The sequence below is a fragment of the Clostridium sp. genome, assembly GCF_036569345.1.
Classification (GTDB): domain Bacteria; phylum Bacillota; class Clostridia; order Clostridiales; family Clostridiaceae; genus Clostridium_AD.
In genome coordinates this window covers 21712-47813 of sequence record NZ_DATCQT010000218.1, presented here as the reverse complement: position 1 = coordinate 47813, position 26102 = coordinate 21712, and the positions used below count along the sequence as shown (strand labels likewise).

General features: G+C 31.6%; 24 protein-coding genes. 13 read left to right on the top strand and 11 right to left on the bottom strand.

The annotated features are described in order from the left end of the window. Positions 1–302 precede the first annotated feature (302 nt). The 7 genes from VIM70_RS23185 to VIM70_RS23155 form a co-directional block, all read right to left on the bottom strand. Positions 303–1253: a 3-hydroxyacyl-CoA dehydrogenase family protein gene (locus VIM70_RS23185; RefSeq protein WP_331948146.1), complete on the bottom strand. Its 951-nt coding sequence runs from the start codon at positions 1251–1253 to the stop codon at positions 303–305. Between the two features lie 28 nt (positions 1254–1281). Then, positions 1282–2610, bottom strand: coding sequence for a short-chain fatty acid transporter (locus tag VIM70_RS23180; RefSeq protein WP_331948145.1), 1329 nt, complete (start codon positions 2608–2610; stop codon positions 1282–1284). A 55-nt stretch (positions 2611–2665) separates the two neighbouring features. Beyond that, positions 2666–3613: a 3-hydroxyacyl-CoA dehydrogenase family protein gene (locus tag VIM70_RS23175; RefSeq protein WP_331948144.1), complete on the bottom strand. Its 948-nt coding sequence runs from the start codon at positions 3611–3613 to the stop codon at positions 2666–2668. A 17-nt stretch (positions 3614–3630) separates the two neighbouring features. Beyond that, positions 3631–4455, bottom strand: coding sequence for a 3-keto-5-aminohexanoate cleavage protein (locus tag VIM70_RS23170; RefSeq protein ID WP_331948143.1), 825 nt, complete (start codon positions 4453–4455; stop codon positions 3631–3633). Positions 4456–4752: 297 nt separating this feature from the next. Next, positions 4753–6285: a sigma-54 interaction domain-containing protein gene (locus tag VIM70_RS23165; protein WP_331948142.1), complete on the bottom strand. Its 1533-nt coding sequence runs from the start codon at positions 6283–6285 to the stop codon at positions 4753–4755. A gap of 365 nt (positions 6286–6650) precedes the next feature. Then, positions 6651–8450 carry an ATP-dependent zinc metalloprotease FtsH gene (gene ftsH, locus VIM70_RS23160; protein WP_331948141.1) on the bottom strand — a complete coding sequence of 600 codons (1800 nt, stop codon included), beginning with the start codon at positions 8448–8450 and terminating at the stop codon, positions 6651–6653. A 53-nt stretch (positions 8451–8503) separates the two neighbouring features. Continuing rightward, complete coding sequence (locus VIM70_RS23155) at positions 8504–9400, bottom strand: DUF2156 domain-containing protein (protein ID WP_331948140.1); 897 nt, start codon at positions 9398–9400, stop codon at positions 8504–8506. Between the two features lie 155 nt (positions 9401–9555). On the opposite strand from VIM70_RS23155, the gene VIM70_RS23150 reads away from it, so the two are divergent. Continuing rightward, positions 9556–10194: a TetR/AcrR family transcriptional regulator gene (locus VIM70_RS23150; RefSeq protein ID WP_331948139.1), complete on the top strand. Its 639-nt coding sequence runs from the start codon at positions 9556–9558 to the stop codon at positions 10192–10194. A gap of 124 nt (positions 10195–10318) precedes the next feature. Here the strand turns inward: VIM70_RS23150 and VIM70_RS23145 are convergent, their stop codons facing one another. Next, complete coding sequence (locus VIM70_RS23145) at positions 10319–10627, bottom strand: hypothetical protein (RefSeq protein WP_331948138.1); 309 nt, start codon at positions 10625–10627, stop codon at positions 10319–10321. Positions 10628–10855: 228 nt separating this feature from the next. Here VIM70_RS23145 and VIM70_RS23140 point away from each other — a divergent pair, with 228 nt between their 5' ends. Both VIM70_RS23140 and VIM70_RS23135 read left to right on the top strand, forming a co-directional pair. After that, positions 10856–11092 (top strand): MCP four helix bundle domain-containing protein, encoded by a 237-nt coding sequence (locus VIM70_RS23140; RefSeq protein WP_331948137.1) that lies wholly within the window; start codon positions 10856–10858, stop codon positions 11090–11092. A 20-nt stretch (positions 11093–11112) separates the two neighbouring features. Next, positions 11113–12315 (top strand): methyl-accepting chemotaxis protein, encoded by a 1203-nt coding sequence (locus VIM70_RS23135; RefSeq protein ID WP_331948136.1) that lies wholly within the window; start codon positions 11113–11115, stop codon positions 12313–12315. A 53-nt stretch (positions 12316–12368) separates the two neighbouring features. Here VIM70_RS23135 and VIM70_RS23130 read toward each other — a convergent pair whose 3' ends face one another. Then, complete coding sequence (locus VIM70_RS23130) at positions 12369–12710, bottom strand: hypothetical protein (protein ID WP_331948135.1); 342 nt, start codon at positions 12708–12710, stop codon at positions 12369–12371. Between the two features lie 277 nt (positions 12711–12987). Here VIM70_RS23130 and VIM70_RS23125 point away from each other — a divergent pair, with 277 nt between their 5' ends. Both VIM70_RS23125 and VIM70_RS23120 read left to right on the top strand, forming a co-directional pair. Next, positions 12988–13317, top strand: a complete 330-nt coding sequence (locus VIM70_RS23125) for a PadR family transcriptional regulator (RefSeq protein ID WP_331948134.1) — start codon at positions 12988–12990, stop codon at positions 13315–13317. Between the two features lie 19 nt (positions 13318–13336). Continuing rightward, positions 13337–14176, top strand: a complete 840-nt coding sequence (locus VIM70_RS23120) for a pentapeptide repeat-containing protein (protein WP_331948133.1) — start codon at positions 13337–13339, stop codon at positions 14174–14176. A gap of 183 nt (positions 14177–14359) precedes the next feature. Here VIM70_RS23120 and VIM70_RS23115 read toward each other — a convergent pair whose 3' ends face one another. Next, entirely contained in the window at positions 14360–15793 is a 1434-nt protein-coding gene (locus tag VIM70_RS23115) for an amino acid permease (protein ID WP_331948132.1), read from the bottom strand. Positions 15794–16061: 268 nt separating this feature from the next. On the opposite strand from VIM70_RS23115, the gene VIM70_RS23110 reads away from it, so the two are divergent. The 8 genes from VIM70_RS23110 (at position 16062) to VIM70_RS23075 (ending at position 24891) form a co-directional block, all read left to right on the top strand. Further along, positions 16062–16322 (top strand): thioredoxin family protein, encoded by a 261-nt coding sequence (locus VIM70_RS23110; RefSeq protein WP_331948131.1) that lies wholly within the window; start codon positions 16062–16064, stop codon positions 16320–16322. Positions 16323–16706: 384 nt separating this feature from the next. After that, the gene (locus tag VIM70_RS23105) at positions 16707–18218 is read left to right on the top strand and encodes an efflux RND transporter periplasmic adaptor subunit (protein WP_331948130.1); all 1512 of its coding nucleotides are present in this window, start codon (positions 16707–16709) and stop codon (positions 18216–18218) included. Positions 18219–18271: 53 nt separating this feature from the next. After that, positions 18272–19441 (top strand): ABC transporter permease, encoded by a 1170-nt coding sequence (locus VIM70_RS23100; RefSeq protein ID WP_331948129.1) that lies wholly within the window; start codon positions 18272–18274, stop codon positions 19439–19441. A 33-nt stretch (positions 19442–19474) separates the two neighbouring features. Beyond that, entirely contained in the window at positions 19475–20173 is a 699-nt protein-coding gene (locus VIM70_RS23095) for an ABC transporter ATP-binding protein (RefSeq protein ID WP_331948128.1), read from the top strand. A 51-nt stretch (positions 20174–20224) separates the two neighbouring features. Then, a complete protein-coding gene (locus VIM70_RS23090) occupies positions 20225–20668 on the top strand; it encodes a hypothetical protein (RefSeq protein WP_331948127.1) in 444 nt (147 codons plus the stop codon). A gap of 286 nt (positions 20669–20954) precedes the next feature. Beyond that, the gene (locus tag VIM70_RS23085; RefSeq protein ID WP_331948126.1) at positions 20955–21659 is read left to right on the top strand and encodes a response regulator; all 705 of its coding nucleotides are present in this window, start codon (positions 20955–20957) and stop codon (positions 21657–21659) included. 132 nt (positions 21660–21791) lie between these two features. Further along, the gene (locus VIM70_RS23080) at positions 21792–23108 is read left to right on the top strand and encodes a 2-hydroxycarboxylate transporter family protein (protein WP_331948125.1); all 1317 of its coding nucleotides are present in this window, start codon (positions 21792–21794) and stop codon (positions 23106–23108) included. A gap of 184 nt (positions 23109–23292) precedes the next feature. Further along, complete coding sequence (locus VIM70_RS23075) at positions 23293–24891, top strand: sensor histidine kinase (protein WP_331948124.1); 1599 nt, start codon at positions 23293–23295, stop codon at positions 24889–24891. A gap of 9 nt (positions 24892–24900) precedes the next feature. On the opposite strand, the gene VIM70_RS23070 is transcribed toward VIM70_RS23075, so the two are convergent. Further along, entirely contained in the window at positions 24901–26070 is a 1170-nt protein-coding gene (locus tag VIM70_RS23070; RefSeq protein WP_331948123.1) for a CapA family protein, read from the bottom strand. Positions 26071–26102: the final 32 nt, after the last annotated feature.

The following is a 26102-nucleotide window of genomic DNA, read 5'->3' as shown; positions in this document are numbered from 1 at the left end:
AGCCTACGGCTTTTTTAAAATAGAGTGTAAAAAAGCCTTTTTGTCATGCCTATAATTAATTTGAATGTAACTTTTTATAGAAATAATCACTTTCTTTCCTAAAACGTGGCAATTGTTAATTATTGTTTTCTGACTATACTAATTTTTAATAAAGATTATATTTATTAATTCTTATAAAACATTCTATTGATATAATTCAATAAACTTTAATAATTCTCCTTCAAAATTTATACAAAAAAATTAAAAAACCCTGAGGTAATATTCTCAGAATTTTTTAACTGTTTTTTCACACACATATCATCTTATTTATGTTTATTTTTTATAATATCTCTTTCTAAGAAGTATAAAAGTACTTCTGTACGTTCCTTTTGTCTCTTTTCCAAAAATTCGGGTGTCCAATTATAGAAACCTATTCCACTTTTACTTCCTAGTTCTCCTCCGTAAACTTTATCCATTAACAGCTTAGAAGGTTCTGTATAATTACATAAATCTTTAAATAAGTATGAAGATATGTTGTTAAATATATCTAATCCTCCTAAATCTGCACTGCATAATGGTCCAGTAACAGGTAATCTCCTTCCATGACCATACTCCATTGCTTTATCTACTTCTTCAGGTTTTGCCCAACCTTTTTCAACTATATATAAAGCTTCGCGAAGAAGTGCAAGTTGAAGACGATTTCCTATAAATCCTAAACATTCCTTTTCCATACGAACAGCTTTTTTACCTATAAACTCAACCCATTCCAATGTTGTTACTATAGTATCTTGTGATGTTTCTTCTCCAGGCACTACTTCTACTAAAGGCATTAACTGTGGAGGATTCCAAAAATGAGCTACAATAACCCTTTCTTTGTGTGTTGTATCTTTAGCTAACCCTGTTGGACTAAGTCCTGATGTATTGGATGCTAAGATTACTTCTGGTGAACAAATTTCATCTAACCTTTGAAAGATATTTTGTTTAAGTTCCAAATCTTCAGCTAAGGATTCAATTATAAAATCAGCATCTTTTGCTGCCTCCTCTATGGTTTTAACTCCCTTTATTTTGCCTAAGATTTCTTCATAGCTTTTATCATCTAATTTTCCCTCAGTCTTTAAAAGATTTAAAGCATTTTTTATACTATTAAATCCTCTATTTAAACTTTCATCAGATCTACCATACATAACTACATTCAATCCTGCTTTTGCAGAAAGAAGCGCTATACCATGTCCCATAGTCCCAGTACCTAATACTGCTACATTTTTTATATTCATGTTTGCGTCCTTTCAATATATTGATTATTTACTGGAAAATCATAATTCCTGCGATTGCGACTATATTTCCAACGATGAATAACAACACAGAATAACCAATTAAGTCACGTATTTTTATTTTTGCAATTGCTAATAATGGTAGAGCCCAGAATGGACAAACAACATTCCAAATACTTTCACCCCAAGCAACTCCCATTGCAACTTTCCATGGTTCTACCCCTAGAGCACTAGCTGCTGGAATCATGAATGGCGCTTGTACAGCCCAATGCCCCCCTGCTGAAGGAACAAATATACTAATGATAAGAGAAGAAAAATAACAAAATAGTTCAAATGTCTTTGCAGTTGCAACGCTTAGTAACCAATTTGAAATTAGAGTCACAAGACCACTTCCTACCATAATTCCCATTATTCCTGCGTAGAAAGGAAACTGAAGAATAATTCCACCAGCTGTGCTTGTGCCCTTATTAAAAGCTTCTACGTATTTAATTAATGATCCATGACATAATACTCCGGCTACAATAAATATTATTATTACCGAATTGATATTTAAGTTAAATCCCTTTTTCATAAAATACAATACTAAGAAACATAAACCCATAGCCCATAATGTTATATTTAAAATTATACTTTTATCCAATTTATCTGCTAAAGTTAAGTTTGTTGTTGTTTCTACAGAGGTTTCTATTTCATCTTCTGCAAAAAGTGAAGGATCTGCGACAACTTCTTCACCTTTTTTCGGCATCATAAGTAAACAAACAAGTGGGATAATTATAATTAACCCAGCGACTATAAATAAATTTTGTTTTCCAAAAATAGTTTGTGTGAGCGGAACTAGCCCAATTGCCTTCTCAGCAAAGTGTCCTGGTGTATTTATTAATAAAGGTACTGATGCTGACAATCCACCATGTGTAATTATTATTCCAGAAAAAGCTGCCGTTACAATCAATCGAAAATCTGTATCTTTGTGATATTTAGCAGCTTCTCTTGCAAGTAATCCTCCTGCAATTAATCCAAGTCCCCAATTCAAATAATATAAAACCATGGATGCCAAAGCAATAAATAAAATTGTTTGCTTTGGAGTTTTGGGTATTCGAACCAATTTCTTTAAATATTTTTGTATTACATTAGATGATGCTAAAGCATATCCACTAATTAACATAAGAGACATCTGCATTGCAAATGAAAGTAAGTTAAATACACCGTTACCCCAATCTTCAACAATTCCAAATGGAGTTGTAGGAGTGAAAATCAAAGCCATAACAGCTACAAATAAAGTAATGATCCATGCTATAGTAAATGGGTTTGGTAAATACTTTTCCATGACTTTAAGAAAAAATGAAAGCATTTTTTTTATCATTTTTTTACCATCCTTTTCTATATTAATTCCTTCTTTTAATATTGAACATTTTTGTTTATTTTATATAGAATTCTGAAGCTTTCAACTGATGAATCAATCTTCTATTAAATTCTTTTTTAAGTTTTTCAATTTCTTCTGGTTTATATTCATAGAAACCAGCTCCTGATTTAATTCCCAGCTTTCCAGCTTCAACTTTTTCACGTAATATTTGATTTGACTGCGTTGAGTTATCCATTTCTTTTAACAAGTTATCTCCTACTGTACACCAAATATCTAAACCACCAAAGTCAGCCACTTCTAATTGACCTGTTGTTGCATAACGAAATCCTGGACCAAATTTTAATGCCTTATCTATCTCAGCAGGTTCTGCAACTCCTTGCTGTATGAGGGAAAATACTTCCCTGGCGACTCCTTGCTGTATACGATTAGCAACAAGCCCTGGAACATCCTTTAGAACTTTAATTGTTTGTTTCTTTATTGATTTGAAAAGCTCCTGCACTTCCTTAAAAATATCTTCTGGCATGTTCCCAAAGAATGATATTTCTACTATTGGCATTATAAGTGCTGGATTATACCAGTGATTGACTAGCATTCTTTTTTTTCGTTCATCGCTCACAGCTACCAGCATTTCATTTAATTTTAAGCTGGAAGTGTTACTAGCAAAAATTGCATTTTCAGGTGCATACTTATCCAATTTATAAAATAAATCTCTCTTTATTTCAATCTTTTCAGGTGTAGCTTCAATTACATAGTCTCTATCATTTGTTGCCATCTCTAAATCGTTAAAAAGTGTAATATTATTTAATGCTTTTGTAACAACTTCCTGATCAAATAGGCTTTCTTCCACTAACTCTGACAATTCTTTTTCCATTGTCTTTTTTACGTTTTTTAGTGTTTCTTCATTAGTATCAAATAAATTTACAGGATACCCATAAAGGGCAAAAGATTCTGCAATGCTATGTCCCATTGTTCCAGCGCCAATTACAGCTATTTTTTTAATCATTTTATATTTCCTCCCCTTTATTTTATACCTAATATTTCTCTTGCTTCTGCTGGTGTAGCCACTTCTTTATTAAATTCTTTAAGTATTCTAACTGCTCTTTCTACTACTTCTGCATTTGATTTTGCCACTCTTCCGTGTGAATAATAAATATTATCTTCTAGTCCTACACGAATATGTCCACCAAGAGCAATAGTTGCATAAAGAATTGATAAATGCTGTTGTCCTATGCCCAAAGCTGACCAAGTGGATCCTTCAGGAATTAAGCTCTTTAAATAAACAAGGTTTTCAACAGTTGCTGCAGTTCCGCCTGCTGCGCCTAAAACAAGTTGGTAATGCACCGGTGTATCTAGAACACCTTTTTTCACATAATACAATGTGTTGTAGATCATTCCCGCATCAAAGATTTCTACTTCTGGTTTAACCTTATTTTTTTGCATCTTATTACCTAATTTTTCTAGAAATAGTGGTGTATTATAAAATACCGAGTTATTCATCCAGTTCATTGTACCCGCATCATAAGAAGCCATTTCAGGTTTCAACTCATCTAAATGTAACATTCTAGTTTCATCTGTTGCATATATATCTCCAGAAGTTGTTAAGTTTATAATTACATCACAATCTTTTTTTTCTTTGATTAATTTCACAGTTTCTGCAAAACTATCTTTATTCATTGTTCCTTTACCTTGTTCATCAATCATATGAAGATGAACGATCGCTGCTCCAGCTTTCCAACACTCATATGCCTGATCTGCAATTTCTTGAGGTGTAGTTGGAATATTTGGGTTTTTGTCCTTTCTTGGGAAAGCTCCTGTCAATGCTGCTGTAATAATTGTTTTTTCCATCTTATAACTTCCTTTCATTTTAATTTATTTCTACAACACTATATATAGCAAGTGTGATGCCAATTCATTTTGCACTAATACATCAACGTTCCTCTAACTAAATAAATAGGAGTGATGATAAAATTCATCACTCCTATTTCAAAATATACAGTAAACGTTTGCATTTGTTCATCTTTAATATGATTCCATTTGTAATCGTTTTCGATTCCATAAGTAATCACTAATATCAGTTTCTAGCTATTAACAAGAAATAGAAATTAGAATTAATGAATTTAATCATCAATTCCAACTCCTATTTTATATTTCAGAAAGATTTATTCCTAGTCTTTTGCATTTCTTTACAATTGTGGATTGATTAATACCTATATGTTCAGCTGCTTTTCGTGTAGATCCATATTTTTTTATAGCTTTTGTTATAATGTTTTTTTCTAATTCTAGTACTGCTTGTTTAATATTAAGGTTATCCTGTAATGTCCCTAAATTTAAATCATGCTTTTCTATGCCAAGCAATAAAGCTATATCATTTTCTTCAATAATATTTTTCAGGGATATAACTACTACCCTCTCGATAAAATTCTCTAGTTCCCTCACATTACCCGGCCATTTATAATTTTGAAGCATCTTTAAAGAACCAGTAGTAAGTTGAACTTTTTTATTATATTTTTTGTTATAAATATTTAAAAATTCACTAATTAAATTTTCTATATCGCCCTTTCGTTCCCGTAAAGGTGGTATATTTACAGGAACAACATTTAATCTGTAAAACAAGTCTTCTCTGAATTTTTTTTCATTAACTTCCTTCTTAAGGTCTTTATTTGTAGATGCAATAACTCTAAAATCAATCTTTATCACTTTTTTACCACCAACGCGCATGAATTCTTTTTCTTGTAATACTCGAAGTAATTTACTTTGCATATTTAACGGCATATCACCTATTTCATCTAAGAGTATTGTCCCCCGTTTTGCTAATTCAAATAGACCCATCTTTCCATCTTTTTTTGCATCTGTAAACGCCCCACCTTCGTACCCAAAGAGCTCTGATTCCACCAATTCTGCTGGAATAGCTGAACAATTCACCTTTATAAAAGGTTTGTCTTTCCTATTGCTATAATGATAGATTTCATCTGCAATTATTTCTTTTCCTGTGCCTGACTCCCCGGTTATTAAAATGGTTGTATCCGTTGGTGCGACAGTTTGAACAAGTCGCATTATAAACTGCATTTTTTCATCTGTAAAAACAGTATTCTTACTTGACACTTGTTTGCGGCGTAGAAATTTTATTTCTTCTATTGATTTTTTCCCACATTCTTTTAATTTGACAATCTTATTCTCTAGTTCTTTTAAATCAGTAAGGTCTCGGTTATTAATAACTACTAACTTAATATTTCCACTTTCATCAAAAATTGGGTTGCCTGTTACTAAAACATCTTTATTATTCTTTAATATTTTTCCAATGGAGTTTATTTCTTTTCTATTTTTTATAACCTCCATAGTTACCGCCCCTTTGTATATGTTCCCTTCACTAATAATATCTTTAACATTTCTACCTATGATTTCATTCCTGCTAATTCCCGTTGAATTGACATAGGCGTCGTTCACAAAGACGGTATTCCCCTCTCCATTAGAGATGTATATACCATCATGTAAATTATTGGCAATATCCCTGAAATCAAGATAGTTGTCAATAAAAGTACTATAATTCATATTTACTAAATCAAATTTCTGTTCTAAAGCTTCTTTATATTGTGTGTTTATGTCCGATTCTCTAATAATTACCATCATATCCTGCATATAGTTCATAATTTTTTTAACTTTTAGTTCATCGCCCAATATTAATCACCACTCTCAAATAAAAATTTATTTTAAAGCGCCTCTTATTGAAATTATTTCCTTTGCAATGTAGACATTATTACATTACTCAGTAAAAGGTACCCATCGTATAAAATCAAAAAAATAATAATTGTAGTTTACATCCTTATTTTAATCTATTTTACTTTTATTGTACTATATATTTTGGAATTATGCCTTAATTACATAGTATATTTTTTTATAATATCAAATCACTCTAATAAAACTCTAAACAATACAACCTCGCATGGGTAAATATATGAGGCCACATAATGAAATTAACTCCATTATGTGGCCTCATATCTATGTTAATCTATTTACAATTTTTAAAAGTTCATATAACTTACTTAGCTTCTTGCAAATATTTCTTGAAAATCAACTGCTTCAAGCTTCTCGCGTACTAGAAGTTCTTCAGCAACAGCATTAAGTTTACTCCTATTCTGAGTTAGAATTGTCAATGCTCTTTTATATGCTTCATCTATAAGTTTCTTTATCTCTTCATCTATTTTAAATGCAGTTTCTTCACTATATTTTCTATCTTTACCCATGTCTCTTCCAAGGAATACTTCATCACTACCTGAACCAAATGCAATTGTTCCAAGAGTTTCACTCATTCCATAATCCATTACCATTTTTCTTGCGATTGAAGTCGCTCTCTCAATATCATTGCTTGCACCAGTACTAATATCTCCAATAACTAGTTTCTCAGCAACTCTACCACCTAAGAGTCCTACAATCTCCTCTTCAAGTCTTGACCTAGACATATATGATCTGTCTTCATCTGGAAGACGCATAGTATATCCGCCAGCCCTTCCTCTTGGAACTATACTTATCTGATGAACAGGATCAGAATTTGGAAGTAAATTCATTACAATTGCATGACCTGCTTCATGATATGCTGTAAGCCTTCTATCTTTTTCAACTATTACTCTGCTTTTCTTTTCAGGTCCAGCCATTATTCTTGTAGCAGCTTCTTCAAGTTCAGCCATTCCTATAAGTTTTTTATCTCTTCGCACAGTTAAAAGTGCTGATTCATTCATTAGATTTTCAATGTCTGCACCTGTAAATCCCGGTGTTCTTTTAGCAAGAACGCTAAGCTTAACTTCTGGTTCAAGATGCTTATTTTTAGAATGAACTGCTAGAATTTCTTCTCTACCTTTTCTATCAGGAACTCCAACAAGTATTTGTCTGTCAAATCTACCTGGTCTTAGTAGTGCTGGATCTAGTACATCTGCCCTATTGGTAGCTGCAATCATTATGATTCCTTCATTTTCTCCAAAACCATCCATCTCAACTAACAGTTGGTTTAATGTCTGCTCTCTTTCATCATTTCCTCCACCAACGCCTGCACCTCTTTGCCTTCCCACAGCGTCAATTTCATCAATAAAAATTATACAAGGAGAATTCTTTTTTGCCTGTTCAAATAAATCTCGTACTCTAGAAGCTCCGACGCCGACAAACATTTCTACAAAATCTGAACCTGAGATGCTGAAAAATGGAACTCCCGCCTCTCCTGAAATGGCTCTTGCAAGAAGTGTTTTACCAGTTCCTGGAGGCCCTATTAATAAAACTCCCTTTGGTATACGAGCACCCATTTCCAAATATCTTTTAGGCTGTTTTAGAAAATCAACTATTTCCGCAAGTTCAGCCTTTTCTTCATCTGCTCCTGCAACATCATTAAAACTAACTTTTTTTGCATTAGGATCAGCAAGTTTTGCTTTGCTTTTTCCAAACTTCATTACACCGCCGCTTCCGCCAGCACCCTTAGACTGCTTCATGAATACATACAAAAATCCTAAAGGGATTAATATCATTAGTATAGTAGGCAAATACTCTAACCACATTGGAATAGTGGCTGGCTTTATGTACGTTTCCTGAATAGTTGGAGTCTTTGGATGATCTTTTATGAATTGAAACAGTCTCGCAGATGGAACTATGGTTTTATATGTAGATCCATTTTTCAAAGTTCCCGAAACTGTCATCTGATCTTCTTGAACCACGAAGCTTTTTATAGTATTATTTGTCCAATCATTCTGAAATTGGTTAAAATTAATAATTGTTGAAGTCTGATCTGTTTTAGCAAGCATAAATACTGCAATAACAACGAAAACTATAGTCCAAACAGCAATACCTGATAATTTTTTCATCAGAAAACCACCTCTCTTTCTCAATATATTCTTTAATATATTATATTTTTTTTCTAAAAGCTAAGAATAAATTTTTTCTCTAGTTTTAGAGGATAATAAGACATTTTAGATTTTCTAAGTCCAACAATGCCCAAGTCTTGTTCCCTATTTATTATTTCTGAATTATTAAAACATTTATCTATCAATGTTTTTGCGATAAAACTATATACACCATTTATACTTTTATCACCTTTTTCAATATGAATTACAGCAAGTTTTTCATTTAAACTCTCCCCAATACTAAATGCTGCTACTTTTCCATCAACATATACTGCTACTCCATTAAGATTTAACAAGTTCATATTATTAAGTATATCCTTTATTGCTAAAAGTTCATAATAAAGTTTAATATCTTTTTCATTTGCTTGTTCATACCACTTTTCAGCGGCAATACTAACATCCTTAATTACTTTTTCATCACTTATTTCAACTACCTCATAATCGTAGGTCTTAGTAAAAGCGTTGTAGTGATTCTTTTTTGAATGAAGCTTTTTACCTGATAAAGTCATAAGTTTTTTGGCTTCATATAAATAATCAAAATTATCTCTATCTTCTTTTATACAAAATTCATTTTTTTCGTTAAGTAAGACATTAAATTCCTCTATAAAACTCTCCTCTAGATCTTTAAATAAATATTTCATATCATTTTCTTGTCTATATGCTTTTAATCGATCTATAATTTCTTCCAAGTCTTTCTTATCATACCCTAAAGGCTGCATAAAATGATAGTTTCCATCAAAATCCTTCTTTTTTATTATAAGAGCTTGTTTATATATGGCATACTGAACGTCACAAGCATCTTTCCAAATATATAAACTTGTAAAAGAATATTCACAGCTCAAGAATTTGTATGGATATATATATTTGTCTATACTACTTTTATCTTCTAAACATAATTTTTTAAATATCATAAATTTTCCACCCTTCGATTCCTATCATTCATAAGTGTGAGTATATCATAGCCATTATCAAAACACAATAGTTTCAAAACTATTTTGTTCAGTTATGTTGAAAAACTATTTGCATTGTGTTATATTTATAGAAAATAGAGAATGGGGGCTAGGGGATGGATATAATAAACAAATCCAATTTAATTGAAAATGTAGAAGTAAAAGTCCCTACTAAGCTTGGAAGACCTGTAGATAAACAACGTGATCTCGCTATTCTTAAGGCCGCTTTGGAGCTAGTAGCGGAGCAGGGATATGATTCGGTAACCATGGATGCTATTGCACTCCGGGCTCATGCAGGAAAAGCTACCTTATACCGCAGATGGAAATCTAAACCGTATCTTATGGCAGAAGCCATAACACTCATGATGCCCTGTGAGCAAAAGGTTAATCATAAACGTTGCACAGACAATTTGAGAGATTATTTATGTGAATTACTTAGCATATATTTCGGGATAAGAGACGCAGTTAGACAAAAGGTAATGCTGTCCATAGCAACAGCAATAAGCAGAGACAAATTATTATCTAAAGCGATCCGCTTGGATTGTATAACCAATCAAACATCTATTTTTAGTGATGCCATTGAGTATAATATAAATAAAAAATTAGAGGGACAGCAATTAAAGCTTCTAGCCGATGTGGGCCCAGCATTATTATTTTATCAACTCATAATTACTGGAAAACCCATTAAAATTGAATATGTAGAACATATTGTTGATGATTTAATAATTCCGCTTATAGAACTAAATAAAGAATAGAAAACAACGCTAACCCTATATTTGTATGGATTAGTGTTGTTTTTTATGATTTTTCTGTTGAATTAATATGTTATATCTTCATATGTCTATTTTAGAACTCGTTATTTTTAATTAGTTCTGCACATTAATATGTACTTTTATTAATTTCTATTAACTTCCCTGTCCCATTTTCTGTATAACCTAGTATACCTCTCTTTGGATCTAATCCAACTATATCTGTTATTACTCCTGTTTTTTCTGAATACTTTGCACTTCTATTTACACGATTTTTATAGTAATCCTTTATAATATTAAAAATATCAATATTATTGCTATGGGTTAAATTATAGCTGTTATTTTCTTTAATATTTTTCAAGTCGTTATTTTTTGGTTTACCAGCTGTTAACACTTCTCCTATTATGTCAAGTATAATTCCAAATGCGCCCTCACTCATTTTTAATACCTCCTGTTTACTACTTAATTATAATTATTTAAAAATAAATAAAATATGGCATTACAATAATACATTATTTACATTATACACTTACCTACTTTCCATTAGCTATTATTTAAATTTTATATAATGATATATTTTTTAATAAACAAAAAAATCTCAATTATTAAGCAAATTGAACGATATTAAAAGAGAGTAAAATAATGTTTTAAAAGAGGAGTGAAATTAATGAAATGGTTTAATAATTTAAAGATGGTTCAAAAACTAGTCTTATCATTCGTTTTAGTTTCACTTTTCATAGGCATTGTCGGGTTTATTGGAATGTATAACATGAATAGTATCGATAAAAATATAAATAATATTTATGCCAATGATTTAATAGGTGTAAATGCTATTAATAATGTTAAATCGAATTCAATTCAAGGAGAAAAGGATTTCTTGCAGCTATTAGGATTACATGGTTAGACAAAGAGATAAAATTAAGCATGGATATGGCAAAAGTTGATTATGACAAAAGTCAATTATCATACAATAAAGCAAATTCTCAAATTATAGTGGTAACCGCTCTAGGACTTTTTGTTGCAATTGTTTTAGGTTTAATAATTTCCATTTCCATTTCAAAACAGATAAAAAAGGTTTTAATCGTAGCTGAAGCTCTAGGAGAAAATGACTTATCAAAGACTGTTAATATTGATAATAAAAGTGAGATAGGAAATTTGGCAAAAGCAATAAATAAAGCTATAACAAACTTAAAAACATTGCTTATAGAAATATCAGAAAGTTCCACTGATATTAGCGCAACCAGTGAAGAGTTATCTGCTACAACAGAAGAAATATCAGCAAAAATGGATATTGTCAATGAATCAGTAAGACAAGTATCATTAGGAGCAGAACAGTTAAGTGCTACAACGCAGGAAGTAAATGCAACCACAGAAAGTATTGCAGTTAATGTGGCTGATGTGACTTTAAGAGCAAATAATGGGACTAACATTGCAAATGATATAGAGTTAAAAGCAAATAAAGTTAAAATAAGTGCTGAAAATAACGCTAGTAGCACAAATAAATTATATTTAGAGAAACAAGGAAACATATTAAAAGCTATCGAAGATGGAAAAATTGTTAGTGAAGTTAAGATAATGGCTGATGAAATAGGAAATATAGCAAGTCAGACAAATCTTCTCGCACTTAATGCAGCTATCGAAGCAGCAAGAGCAGGAGAACATGGTAAGGGTTTCGCTGTGGTTGCTGATGAAGTCAGGAAATTAGCTGAAGAGTCAGAAATTGCAGTTAAAAGGATTCAAGAAGTTACTGAGAAAGTTGATAAAGCATTCCAGAATCTTTCTAGCAACGCACATGATGTATTGAGTTTTATTGATAATAAAGTTAAACCTGACTATGATTTGTTTATAGATACAAGTAATCAATACGGTGAAGATGCTCTTGTATTTAATAAGCTATCCTCCGATATTGGAAATTCAATGACTATAGTAAATGAAACTGTATCTGAAATTCAAAAAGCCATAGAAAATGTATCAGCTACAGCCGAGGAATCAGTTGCTAGCTCAGAGGAAATATTAGCAAGTGTTAATGAATCCGTTATGGCAATTCAAGAAATAACGAAAGCTTCTCAAAATCAAGCAATACTCGCCGAGAAACTAAATATTATGGTTCAAAAATTTAAGTTGTAAAATAAATAAGCTAATCCATTAATTTGTAAATGGGTTAGCTTTTTGTTTGCTTACTATTTCTTTGTAGCTGCATTTGCTGCATTTGCTGCATTAGTTGCAGCTACTTTCGCTGCATTTGCAGCATTGGCTGCATTTGTTGCTGCTACTTTTTCTGCCGCTGCTTTTGCCGCTACTACTTTTATTGCCGCTGCTTTTTCTGCTGCTACTTTAGCTACCGCCGCCTTTTTTGCCACTACTTTTTCTGCAGCTACCTTTGCTGCCTCTACTTTTGCCGCTGTTGCTTTTACTGCCACTGCCTTTGCAGCTGCTACTTTTGCTGCCGCCGCTTTTGTTGCTGCTTCTTTAGCACCACATCCTACTAATAAACTAGCCCCTATAATTATTGATAATATCATTGTTTAATTTTCATATAAAAACCTCCAAGATTATTTCTCCATTAACATGTTGTATTATAAAACAATTTTAGTATATCATATGTGATAAAAATATCACAAGTCGAATTATGTCTAATATGTTATGAAATGTAACTACAAAACGAACAAAATCTCCCTATGGTCAAATACGAAGTACTTTTTTTTTTCAAATACCTAAATTGTTAATAGTATTATTATAGTAATATTACCTTGACAGTCGTTATACTATGATGTATATTCTATATATGGAGGTGACACAATGATTGATAATAAAATCTCCTCAGATTTGCTTAGAGGACATACTAATACAATTATCTTGAAATTATTGATGAGCAGTGATAAATATGGATATGAAATATCGAAATTAATACATTCAAACTCTGGTGGTGAATATGAACTTAAGGAGGCTACTATGTATTCTAGCCTGAAAAGACTAGATAATGATGGTGATATAACTTCATATTGGGGTGATGAGACCCAGGGTGGAAGGAGAAAGTACTATAAAATTACCGAAAAAGGAAACAAGACTTATTTTGAAAATAAAAAAAATTGGGAGAATGCTAAGCGTATTCTAGATCAATTATTATAAAAGGAAGGTGGCAATAACGATGAATGATAAATTAAGTAAATATTTAGATGGAGTATTTTCATCATATGAGAATTTAAATGCGGTCAACGAATTGAAAGAAGAATTGTCTAATGATTTACAAGAGAAGCTTAATGATTTGAAAAGTCAGGGTTATGATGAGGATACTGCTTATAATATGACTGTCGAGTCCATTGGAGATATATCAGAGATCATAGAAAGTATCACTGCAAAAACAAGAGAATTACAACAGATGGTTCGACGTAATTTCTCAAATATTAACCTCCAGAATTCTGATCTTCAAGGGGTTACGGTACATGATGGGGAGTTTAACGGCAGCGCCTTGAAAGAATCAGACTTCAGCGATTCAGACTTAACTAACAGCTCCTTTAAAGGCAGTGATTTACAGAATTCTTATTTTAAAAGGGTAAACATACATGATGGAAAGTTTAACGGTAGTGCCTTGAAAGGATCAGATTTTAGCGGTGCAGATTTAACTAATGGTTCATTTAAAGGTTGTGATTTGACTAATGTAAAATTTGATGGTGCTGATCTTACTGGAGCTAAAATAATTAAATCTGAACTTAAAGGTGCAAGTTTTAAAAACTGCCGCTTAGATAATACAAATTTTAGCAGTTCAAGTTTATCCGGTGTATGTTTTGATAATCAGACGTTCGTTGGTACTATTTTTGATTGTACGAGTTTAAGAGGGACATCTTTTAAAAATGTTGTTTTTAGAAATGTTGACTTTAGGAGTGCAGAGGTAAAAAAAACTATTTTCGACGGCGCTACAATGGATAAGTTGACTTATGCTGTTTTAAAAGGTAGCAATGCAAACTTGACTAACGTAATAGTAAGCTAGATTCTAAAATTAAGTATGACAAAGTTCTTCCCCTCCTTTAAATATATTATGAAAAGATACTTCTGTTGTAATTTAATTACAACAGAAATACATCTTCTAATTACAATAGTTTGTTTATACTATTCAACAATTAACTTATATTTCCTTTATTACTTGTAATTTTCTAATTATCAATAATGTCCGCTAATTATCATTAATATTACTCTTAGAAAACATTTTTGTAACATATGTTATACATAATCCGAAAATTATAAACCCTACTGGTCCACCATAATTCTTTAAAATTGGAATTATTGCTTCCGAGAAATTCTTAGCTCCTGCAACATCTCCCCATCCAGCACCAAAGAAGGCTAATATTCCTAATACAAAAACAACAATTGAAGCCGTTATAACAGATGCTTTTGATTTTAACATTACGAAAGGAGGTACATTACCTTTAAGCCTAAATACTAAATATGCATATGCAAGAACAATATAAGGTATTGCAAGGGATAAAGCGGATAGTGTAGTTAATAGATTAAAGAATTTATCTATATTATTAAGTCCCGCAAGTGGCACTATTATTAATACTAATAGTACGGCACATTGAACCCAAAGTGCATTAACCAGTGTTCCATCTTTACGTTTTTTAGTTAAAAATTTAGGAAATGTCCCACTAGGGACTTCTGAGAACATAGCTCTAATTGGTGATTCAAGCCATACTACGAATGCGGCTATAGATGATATAGTTAAAATAAATGCATATATTTGAACAAATATTTTACCATTTAAACCCCAGTTTTCTGCTAATATTTTGTAAACAACATAACCTGCATCCTTAACGCCAGCTTTAGTTATTAATTCAGGTGCTGCAACTAAGCATATTGCAAGGGATCCCAAAATATATGCGCCTGCTACAAATGCAGTTGCTATAATAACGGCCTTTGGAAAAACTTTTTTAGGATTTTCGACATCCTTTATATATGTCCCAGCGACCTCAGCCCCAGCAACAGCAAGAATTAACCATGAGAAAGTTGAAAAATAACCAGCATCAAATTTAGGAATAACTGTAGCTGGTGTGAAAGCTGTAGCTGATGGCTGTTTGCCAATTAATACTCCCACAACTGCAAATAATATAAATATAACTGTAACTGCTAAAGTTAACTTTCCTCCTAAATCACTTATTTTAGAGAATCTTTTAACTCCAGTTGTAGCTATATATGTCAATGCTATTGCTAGTCCGAGTCCTATCCAAGGTAACAAATATGCATTTGCATCGTTAAATCTGTTTTCACCAAAAATAGTCCAAGATATCATAACTGGAATTCTTGAAAAAACCATCTGCAAATAGAATAAGTTAGCTACAAAATATGACCAAGTACCTATGAACGCCCATCTTGGACCAATTGAACATTCTATCCACGTGTATAAACCTCCCTCTTTGTCTTTATTAGCAGAAGCCAGTTCAGCTATCATTATTGATAAAGGGAGAAAAAATAATAGGGCAACTATAAGCCATGATGGAATCGCGGCCGGCCCAAGTGTCACTGCATTTGATGCAATATTTCCGAATCCAAAGGTTGGTACAAAAATTAACATTACCAAGGTCCATAAACCAAGTTTTTTCGTGTTGTTCATAATTTCACTCCTTAATTTTTAATCAATGTATATAATTCTACAAGATGTGCTAAATTCCTCTAATAAATCTATACCAGTTATCATTTAATGAGCTGTGTTACTTATCTTATCCATTAATTATATAAATTAAATAAATTAGTTTATTTAAATAACATTTAATATTTCCTCTTATATATTCTTTTTCAAATAACAAATGGGAAAAATAGTGTATAATATTTTTTATATTCATAATAATATATACTATACAGAAAATAGGTGGTGATAATAAATGAAACCAGTAATCATGTTTATAACAGACTGGTGTCCTTACTGCAAACAAGCATCTTCTATAATAGAAGACCTAAAGGATACGAATCCAGAATATGCAAACATTGAGGTTATAATAATAGATGAAGAGCGTCAGCCAGAGATAGCTAAGCAATACGATTACTATTATGTTCCTACATTTTATGTTGACGGAGTTAAATTGCATGAAGGCGTTCCCTCTAAAGATATTATTAACAAAGTATTTTATGAAGCTTGCAAATAAAAAACACCTGCGATTCGTCGTAGGTGTTTTTGCATTTAATATTTTACCTTTATTATTAATATAATTACTTAAAAATAAACTAACATATTTAGCTATATAAAACTATATTAATTGTTTAAATCTAAATATATTCGTCATAATAACCTTTTAATTTGAGTAAAAATTTTATTAATGTATTTGATTACAATAAATTATTTAATTAACAAAAATTTATTTTTTAATTGACACACAATAGACACATATACTTATTATAATAAATTTAAAGTAATCCTAATTCTTTTATTATATCATTCACATGAATTTTTAATATTTTCTTTTAAATAAGTTAACAAGTAAACAGCTCAATGAATTAGGATATCAATTTAGCATGAGGGGAAGTAAGCAATGAAATCAATCAGCGAAATTAAATCAATGAAAAAATCATGGAAAATGCCGGCTATAATAGTATGTGGTGTTACAGTAGCTTTATTGGGAGGTTATTTTGGATACTCTGCACTAACCAAGCCTTCTGCTAATGCAACGCAATATATGAAGCTTAAGGCAACAAAAGGCAATATTGAAGTTGTAGTTACTGCGAGTGGTATTGCTGGTTCTACTGTATCTAAGGATATTGTTGCACAAAACAATGGAAAATTGGGTTCTTTTAGTGTAAAACCTGGAGATTTGGTAAAGAGTGGACAATCTATTGGAAACCTAGTTGACCAAACCGCTGATCAAAGTGTTCAAAAGGCACAAAATGCACTTTCTCAAGATAATTTAAAACTGGATCAGCTTAAAAAAAGTTTAAATTCACTAAATGTAAAAGCTCCAGTAAGTGGAATAGTTCAAACTGTTAATATAGCATCTGGAGATGACCCATCAGTTATAGGAAAGGCTTTAGGTCATGCAATGGTCATTTCTTATAAAGGAAGTAATGGGAAGTCTACACCTGTAGATATTGACGGATCAAGTGGATCGGCTTCTACCGTTTCAAATGTATATGTTGTTGCAGGTTCTGCAGTAACTAAAGGCGATACTCTATATACATTAAATGCAGAGGATATTAACAATTCAATCAGTTCACAAAATCTTAATATTCAGCAGGATCAAACCACTTTAAGCAATGCTCAAGTACAAACAGGATATAATAGCTTCAAATCTCCAGTTAATGGGACTGTAGCAGCACTTAATTTTAATCCTGGTGACGATATTCAGTCAGGCAAAGCGGTGGCAACTATTATTGATTTAAATCAAATGCAAACAGTAGTTGCTGTTGATGAATTAGATATAGATAAAGTAAAAGTTGGACAGACTGCAACTACTACAATTGATGCAATCACAGGTAAAACATTTACGGGAAAAGTACTTAAAATTTCTTCAATAGGTGTAACAACAAACTCAGTTACAACTTATGATGTAGCAGTTTCCATCGATAATGCTACTGGAGTTAAAACAGGAATGACTACAAATGCTAAAATTTCTGTACAAACCAAGGATAATGTAATTATGCTTCCAATTGAAGCAGTTCAAGGTACTGGTACTAATAAATCTGTAACTGTTCAAACTTCTGGAAATACTACAACTAGTACAGGAAATTCAGGATATTCAGGCAATTATGGTGGAAATAGTTCAAATGGAAATGCAGGTACAACTGGGACTCAACGTGTAAGAAGTGGTGGAGGGGCTACTACTGCTATAGCAAGTAGTGATATATCTAGAAAAAGTATTCAAGTTGGAATTGCTAACCAAAATTATATAGAAGTAACAAGTGGCGTAAATGAAGGAGATACAGTATTGGTTGCAATAATAAAGAGCGCAACAACTAGTACTACTAAAACAACTAATCCATTAAGTGGAACTGGTGGATACGGTGGATCTGGCGGTGGCGGTGGATACGGTGGAAGATCAGGAAATTAGCTATAGAACTCTAAGGTAATATGTGAATAATTTTGAGTAAGGAGGTTATGAAAATGAAGTTCACTCAAGCAATTAAAATGGCTTTAGGTTCTGTGGTAGCAAATAAGATGCGTTCGTTCCTTACAATGTTAGGTATAATAATAGGTATACTTTCTGTGATTATATTAATTGGAATGGGACAAGGAACAAAAAAACAAGTTGCAGATCAGATTCAAGGACTTGGTACCAATTTGATTACGGTCAGTATAACAGGTAAAAGAGAAATAACAGTTAGTAATGAGGAAATTGATACATTAAAGACAAAGCCTGGCATTAAGGAAATCGCTCCAATAGTTAATGGTAATGTAACTATAAAGGCTGGTGTTAAGAATACTACAACATCTGTGGAAGCTACAACACCTAATTATGAAGAAATAAAACAAATAGGTGCGCAGTCAGGGAGATTTATTAATCAAAATGATATTGATAATAGATATAAAGTTGCAGTAGTCGGTATAGATGTTATTGATGCTGTATTCCCAAATAGAAATGTAGTTGGAAAAACCATGTTAGTTAATGGAAATGAGTTTACAATAATAGGAGTATTGCAATCAAAGGGGAGCAGTAGTGCAGGATCAAATGACAACAAAATTATTATACCTATATCTACAGCTCAGAGATTGCTAAAGAATAAAAGCATAAGAACCTTTTATGTTGAAACAACCACCCAAGATACTGTAAATGATGCTATGGCAAATCTTCAAGTGTTTATGCTTAGAAAATCTAATAACGACAGTACATTATTTAGGGTATTTAACCAAAGCGATTTACTTTCAACTGCCACTGCATCTTCAAATAGTATGACACTAATGCTTGGTGGAATTGCTGGTATATCACTTCTTGTTGGAGGCATAGGTATTATGAACATAATGCTTGTATCAGTAATAGAGAGAACCGGGGAAATAGGACTAAGAAAAGCTGTTGGAGCGCGGCGGAGAGATATTTTGCTTCAATTCCTGATAGAATCACTTGTAATTTCAGGAGTTGGAGGGATAGTGGGGGTTCTAGGTAGCTTTTTAGGTGCTTATTTATTAGGCAAATTTGCCAATATGTCGGTATTAATATCACCGAGTATTGTACTTATTGCCTTTGGATTCTCAGCTGGAGTTGGAGTTATTTTTGGACTCTACCCTGCAAGTAAAGCTTCAAAATTAAGACCAATTGATGCCTTGAGATATGAATAAAACAAATTTAAAAGATTTGGAGGTGAATAAAATATGGTAGTTATAGAAGTAAAGGATATAGTTAAAAAATATATAACTGGGGAAATTGACTGCGTAGCCTTAGCTAATGTAAGACTTAAAATTGAAAAAGGTGAATTTACCTCCATAATGGGACCTTCAGGGTCAGGTAAATCTACATTCATGAATATTCTAGGATGCCTTGATAGAATGGATTCTGGTATTTATTTATTGAATAATCAAGATGTTTCTAATCTTACTGATAGTGAACTTGCTTATATACGTAATAAAGAAATAGGTTTCGTATTTCAGTCATTCCATCTTTTGCCTAGAATGAGTATACTTGAAAATGTTGAACTTCCAATGGTATATTCAGGATTTAGTTCCAAGGAAAGACGAGAAAGAGCGCTAGAAGCACTTGATAAGGTAGGGCTTAGTGATAGAGTTAAACACAAACCCAATGAGATATCTGGAGGTCAGAAACAAAGGGTTGCAATTGCTAGAGCTATTGTTAATAATCCTGCTGTTATTATGGCAGATGAGCCTACAGGTAACTTAGATTCAAAATCTTCTGTTGAAATTATGAGGATATTTCAGAAACTGAACAGTGAAGGTGCAACGGTTGTAATGGTAACCCATGAGGCAGAAATTGCTCAGCATACTAAAAGAATAGTTCGTTTCAGAGATGGAAAAATAATTTCTGATTCAGATGTCAAAGATAGAATAGTCTTATAATAAGATAGGAAAAAACGTTATTGAAAAGATTAGTAATGGGACGGTGTCATAATGAATAGAAATAATAAATCAAGTAAAATAACCTTAGGTTTAATAACCATCAGTATGTCTATTCTTTTGTTAGTTGGTTGCAAGAGTAGTGCTGCAAAATCAAATTCAGCAAATCAAGGAACAGCACAAGGTAATTATCAAAGACCTGATCCAGCCGCAATGAAAAAACAATATCAAGATGCTCTTAAAGGCCTCGTTGCAGATGGCACTATAAAACAAGTTCAGTCAGATAAGGTTCTTGTAGCTTTGACAAAAAATATTTCAAAAACAGGAACTCAGGTTAAAGCTAAAAATACTACACAAAATGGACAACAAGGGAATGCAAAAAATTATGTTAGACCTAATCCATTAAGTGCATTGGTAACTAGTAAAGTAATAACCCAGGCTCAATCTGATACAATTTTACAAAAAACAAGAGGAAACTTTAATCGTCCACAAAGTTAATACTTAGATTTCTACAAAAAATTTATATTTATAAATTAAAGGAGGATAATATATCCTCCTTTAATTATGTAAAGAATTAAAGAAAGATATTAAAAATAATTTTATTTTCTCCCAGATTTCTCATATGAAATTTAGAATATATTATAGACTGATAATTATGAGTATTTTTTTCTAAGACCTAAAAATTAATACATTTTTTTATATTACTAATAAGTTTTGTAATAATGTGTTAAAATATATAGTGGGTGTAACCCTAGCTATGACACTAAGCGGGAGGTACTATAAATTGATCAAGGTTTTAATTGTTGAAGACGATCCAATGGTTGTAAAATTTAATAAATATTATTTAGGACAAGTTGGTGGCTTTGATTTAAAAGGAATTGCTGCTTCCTCAGACGAAGCTTTTAAAATTTTAGAAAAAGAACCTATAGATTTAATATTATTAGATATATACATGCCTGGAATTAATGGACTTGAGCTACTTTCACAACTTAGAAAAACAGATAAAAATATTGATGTTATTATAGTAAGCGCAGCTAAAGATAGCATAAGTATAAAAAAAGCTCTACAGTATGGGGCTATAGATTACCTGATTAAACCTTTCGAATTTGAACGATTTGATTCAGCATTATCATCTTATAAAAACAGAGAAAAATTTATGAAGAGTCAAAAAGATATGAGCCAAGAGGAATTAGATCTTCTACTTCATAATGAGCAACAGCATACCCTTAAACCTTTTCCAAAAGGACTTGATAGAAACACTTTAAATCTTGTATGGAATAAAATCTTAGAAATAGATGATACACCTTTTTCAACTGATGAATTAGCGTGTCTTGTAGGAATATCAAGAGTTTCTATTCGGAAGTATCTAAACTTTCTAGAGGAAATAAAGTCTTTAACAAAAGAAGTGATTTATGGTTCTTTAGGTAGACCAGTTAATAGGTATAGATGCTCAACGTCAAACACGAATTCTATTAATAATTATCTATAATGTATCGATATATACTTTTTTTAATTACATAACACTTTATAAAGTTTCATATACTATTAAAATTTCTCTGATTCTTTTATTATTATCATTATAGTAAAGAAATGGTATTAATAAAAATAGGAGGTATTTAATATGCAATCAGATGTAAACGTTCAACCAAAAAAACCACAAAGTCTTTTTTCTAAGTTTATTACTTTAAAGATTGGTGTTGTTCCATTACCCTTGTATCTTGTTATAGCTTGTATTATCTTTACCGCTTCAATCAACAAAAAGCTTCCGGCAGATATGATTGGTGGTTTTGCAACAATCATGATTATGGGTATATTTTTAGGTGAGTTAGGTAAAAAAATACCAATATTAAAAAATATCGGTGGACCTGCAATATTATGTCTATTTATTCCATCTTATATGTTATATGCTCACATTTTAAATCCAACATCCGTGAAAGCGATTACGGCTGTTATGAAGACATCTAACTTCTTATATCTTTATATTTCTGTTTTAGTAGCCGGAAGTATACTTGGAATGAATAGGAAAATATTAATTAAAGGTTTTACACGGATGTTCGTTCCTTTAATTGTTGGAACAATTGCAGCTATAGCAGCTGGAATACTTGTAGGGTTAGCATTCGGATATACACCTTACAGAACTTTCTTCTTTATCGTAATGCCGATTGTAGCAGGAGGTATAGGTGAAGGAATATTACCACTTACATTATCATATTCACAAATTCTTCAGCAAGGTCAGCAAGTCTTTGTGGCCCAAATGATTCCAGCCGCATTACTTGGAAATGTTATAGCCATTGTTTCAGCAGGATTATTAAAACGTTTAGGTGAAAAGAAACCAGAACTTACTGGTAATGGTGTGTTAGTTAAAAGTGGTAATGATGATATGATAGATACCACTGAAGAAAAATCAATAGATCTCTCATTAATGGGAGCCGGACTATTGATTGCTTGTACCCTATTTATTTTCGGTAGTCTTGCAAGTAAATTCATCCCAATTCCCGGACCAGTTATTATGATCTTTTCAGCAGCACTATTAAAAGTATTAAAGCTAATGCCAGAAAAAATGGAACAAGGTGCAAATCAATTATATAAATTTATATCTGGTTCTTTAACTTTCCCACTAATGATTGGACTCGGAGTACTATTTGTTCCATGGGCAGATTTAGTACATGCCATTACTCCATCATACGTTGCAATATGTTTATCTACGGTTTTAGCTATGATTGCTTCAGGATATTTTGTGGGAAAATATGTAAATATGTATCCTGTAGATGCTGCAATTGTAACTTCATGTCATAGTGGACTTGGCGGAACAGGAGACGTAGCAATACTATCAGCTTCAAACCGAATGGAATTAATGCCTTTCGCACAAATTTCTACTAGAATTGGTGGAGCTTCAATGGTCGTCGTAGCAGCGTTACTCATGAAATTTCTTTCTTGATATGTAAATTAATTTAAGAAATATACATGAATATTGCTAAGCGCTAGATTTCGTATTACAAATTTAAAAATTCAAAAATGGGATGCTTAATTGCATCTCTTTTTTGTATATAATAATTTAGGAAATAAATATATAATGAATATAGTGGAAAACTAAAATTACAAAAAAGAATGAGGTAATAAAAATGAAAAAAACAATTAAGTTACAAACAAAGCTCACTATATTAATAACAATACTTGTCTTTATTTCAATTTCCATAATTATATTTTTTGTAACCTCTTGGATGACAAATAATATCGAAAGTAAGGTTAAAATAAATACAATGAATGTTGCTGAAATGGTGGCTAATTCAACCGAAGTAAAAGAATCCTTAGAAACAAAAGATAAACATAAAATTATAGGACCTTATGTAAATACTTTGTTAAAGAGAGTTAAAGAAATAGAATATATTATCGTGGTTGATATGAATGGAACACGATATTCTCACCCAAATCCAAAGATGATAGGAAACAAATTTGTAGGTGGAGATGAGTATAGAGCTTTAACATATGGAGAAACTTATTTTTCCGAAGCTACAGGAACCTTGGGAAAATCCTTAAGAGCCTTCACTCCGATTTATGATATAAATAATAAGAAAGAAATTGGTTTTGTTGCTGTAGGAACACTAACCCAAAATATTCAAAATTCAAAACATACTGCTCTTTTGTATTTAATTTTTATTTCATTAGGAAGTTTAACTGTAGGCATAATAGGGGCATCTTTATTAGCCCAAAATATAAAAAAAACATTACTTGGTCTAGAACCACAAGAGATAACAAAGCTTTATAATGAAAAAATGAGCATAATTGATGCAATTCACGAAGGACTAGTAGCAATTGATAAAAGTGGGCAAATAACCCTTATTAATGATTCCGCCCTTAAAATATTACAAACAGAAGATAAATATAGTAAAAATCAAATTATAGGTCAGAAGATGGATGTTCTATTCCCAACTACTCGTTTATTATCCATAACAGAACTGGGAATATCTGAATTTGACAAAGAACAACATATAAATAACACTTTAATTGTGACTAATAGAGTTCCAATAAGAGACGGGAAGAAAATCATAGGTGCAATTGCAACTTTTAGGGATAAAACTGAGTTAACTAATCTAGCTGAAGAACTAACCGGGGTAAAACAAATTGTTGAAGCACTTAGAGCGAATAATCATGAATTTATGAATAAACTCCATGTAATACTAGGTCTTATACACATTGGGGAATTGGAGGAAGCTAAAAAATATATTACTAACATTACTGTTAAAAAGCAAAAACTTTTAAGTGAGGTTACAAATAAAATTAAGAACCCTACCATTGCAGCATTAATGCTTGGAAAATTCAGTAGAGCAAAGGAATTAAAAATAAATTTAGTCATTGATAAAGTTACAAATCTTGAGAATGACCTTGAAAAAATTTCTAACAATGCCTTAGTGACGATAATAGGAAATTTAATAGAAAATGCTATGGAAGCAACTAGTAAAAATATAAATGATAATAGATCTGTTAATGTTAGAATTCAAGAAACCACATCTAAGATTAAAATTGTAATTCAAGATTCAGGAATTGGTATAAAAAAAGAAGATATAAATACAATATTTGAAAGAGGATATACTACAAAATCAGGAAGTTCTGGAATTGGGCTAGCACTGGTAAAAGAGGCTATTGATAACTTACAAGGTGAAATAACTGTAAAATCCGAATTAAATGAAGGAACAATAATTACAGTTATATTACCTATGTAATTTGTGCTTTTAGTTAATATTATTAGTATTTATGTAATAAAATTTATCGCTTATTTTAAAACCAGAATTAGCTGAGAGTTTATTTAAGTTACTTAGTAAATTTATCTTAGAATCACCTGCTAGTGGCGTTGGACAATAGTCATTAGTATAATCAACTGAAGATATACTGCAAGGGATTACTCTTACGCCTATAGCTGTTAAACTATTATTAGTGAACCGTAACTTACTCTGAAAAATAAAGGTTGTCTTATCACTGGGATTAGAGTTTCCACCAAAGCAGAAATTTCCTAAACTATAGGCAATAATCCTATTCTTATATTGTTCAATGCCTTGAATTACATGGGGGTGGTGTCCGAGTATTATATCTGCCCCGTTATCAATAGCAAAATGTGCCAGTTCCTTTTGTGCATCTATTGGATAATACTGACTTTCGTTTCCCCAGTGAAAATTTATGACTATAACTGAGTTAGTTTTTTTTAATTCTATAATATCTGATTTTAACTTATTTAAGAAATCTTTGTCTAAAGACCAACCTCTATAACCTAGGAAACCAAAGGATTGTCCTTTTATTTTTGTTATCCATTTAGATCCTTCCCCAAAGTAGTTAATCTTTTCTTTTTCAAGAGCATTCTCTGTGTCCTTAAACCCTTTTTCTTTATAATCATAAATATGATTGTTAGAAATATTCACCCCTTCAATGGAACCGAGAGTTAGACTTTTAGCATAGTCGCTGCTGGCTTTAAAGTTAAACTGTTTATCCGCTCTGTCATTTGAATCAGTAAATGTTGTTTCTAAATTAGCGATTGTAACATCATCCTTGCTTAAAATATTATATACATTTTTAAAATAATAAGAAAAATTGTTATTAGGCTTAAGTGCCATAGCCGGAAGAGAATTTGAATAACCAAATTTACTATCAGTGCCTATTGTGCAGTCTCCTACAGCAGATAGCAGTACTTCTGTATTTGTATCTTGTGCTTTAACCGAATCAACAGGTTGCTTAATATTATTAGAAGTAGTTGCAATATTAGGTTTCTTCGTAATCTGATTAATCTCACCCTTCTTGCTGGAAAAGAAAATAGTTTTGATAGCAACAAATACTAGAATTATAGAGAACAATAGTAATAATTTTTTAATAACCTTTTTTCTTTTAGATTTTCGACGCCGTGATTTTTTCAAAACAACCCCTCCATTGTTTAAAACTTATCTAA

What these genes read in the sequence shown, in the direction of transcription:
- VIM70_RS23120 (WP_331948133.1), top strand. Translation starts at nt 13,337, where the DNA reads ATGAATGATAAATTAAGTAAATATTTAGATGGAGTATTTTCATCATAT.
- VIM70_RS23090 (WP_331948127.1), top strand. Translation starts at nt 20,225, where the DNA reads ATGAATAGAAATAATAAATCAAGTAAAATAACCTTAGGTTTAATAACC.
- VIM70_RS23125 (WP_331948134.1), top strand. Translation starts at nt 12,988, where the DNA reads ATGATTGATAATAAAATCTCCTCAGATTTGCTTAGAGGACATACTAAT.
- VIM70_RS23135 (WP_331948136.1), top strand. Translation starts at nt 11,113, where the DNA reads ATGGATATGGCAAAAGTTGATTATGACAAAAGTCAATTATCATACAAT.
- VIM70_RS23185 (WP_331948146.1), bottom strand. Translation starts at nt 1,253, where the DNA reads ATGAATATAAAAAATGTAGCAGTATTAGGTACTGGGACTATGGGACAT.
- VIM70_RS23130 (WP_331948135.1), bottom strand. Translation starts at nt 12,710, where the DNA reads ATGATATTATCAATAATTATAGGGGCTAGTTTATTAGTAGGATGTGGT.
- VIM70_RS23095 (WP_331948128.1), top strand. Translation starts at nt 19,475, where the DNA reads ATGGTAGTTATAGAAGTAAAGGATATAGTTAAAAAATATATAACTGGG.
- VIM70_RS23155 (WP_331948140.1), bottom strand. Translation starts at nt 9,400, where the DNA reads ATGATATTTAAAAAATTATGTTTAGAAGATAAAAGTAGTATAGACAAA.
- VIM70_RS23145 (WP_331948138.1), bottom strand. Translation starts at nt 10,627, where the DNA reads ATGAGTGAGGGCGCATTTGGAATTATACTTGACATAATAGGAGAAGTG.
- VIM70_RS23115 (WP_331948132.1), bottom strand. Translation starts at nt 15,793, where the DNA reads ATGAACAACACGAAAAAACTTGGTTTATGGACCTTGGTAATGTTAATT.
- VIM70_RS23140 (WP_331948137.1), top strand. Translation starts at nt 10,856, where the DNA reads ATGAAATGGTTTAATAATTTAAAGATGGTTCAAAAACTAGTCTTATCA.
- VIM70_RS23150 (WP_331948139.1), top strand. Translation starts at nt 9,556, where the DNA reads ATGGATATAATAAACAAATCCAATTTAATTGAAAATGTAGAAGTAAAA.
- VIM70_RS23180 (WP_331948145.1), bottom strand. Translation starts at nt 2,610, where the DNA reads ATGATAAAAAAAATGCTTTCATTTTTTCTTAAAGTCATGGAAAAGTAT.
- VIM70_RS23175 (WP_331948144.1), bottom strand. Translation starts at nt 3,613, where the DNA reads ATGATTAAAAAAATAGCTGTAATTGGCGCTGGAACAATGGGACATAGC.
- VIM70_RS23075 (WP_331948124.1), top strand. Translation starts at nt 23,293, where the DNA reads ATGAAAAAAACAATTAAGTTACAAACAAAGCTCACTATATTAATAACA.
- ftsH (WP_331948141.1), bottom strand. Translation starts at nt 8,450, where the DNA reads ATGAAAAAATTATCAGGTATTGCTGTTTGGACTATAGTTTTCGTTGTT.
- VIM70_RS23080 (WP_331948125.1), top strand. Translation starts at nt 21,792, where the DNA reads ATGCAATCAGATGTAAACGTTCAACCAAAAAAACCACAAAGTCTTTTT.
- VIM70_RS23110 (WP_331948131.1), top strand. Translation starts at nt 16,062, where the DNA reads ATGAAACCAGTAATCATGTTTATAACAGACTGGTGTCCTTACTGCAAA.
- VIM70_RS23170 (WP_331948143.1), bottom strand. Translation starts at nt 4,455, where the DNA reads ATGGAAAAAACAATTATTACAGCAGCATTGACAGGAGCTTTCCCAAGA.
- VIM70_RS23100 (WP_331948129.1), top strand. Translation starts at nt 18,272, where the DNA reads ATGAAGTTCACTCAAGCAATTAAAATGGCTTTAGGTTCTGTGGTAGCA.
- VIM70_RS23105 (WP_331948130.1), top strand. Translation starts at nt 16,707, where the DNA reads ATGAAATCAATCAGCGAAATTAAATCAATGAAAAAATCATGGAAAATG.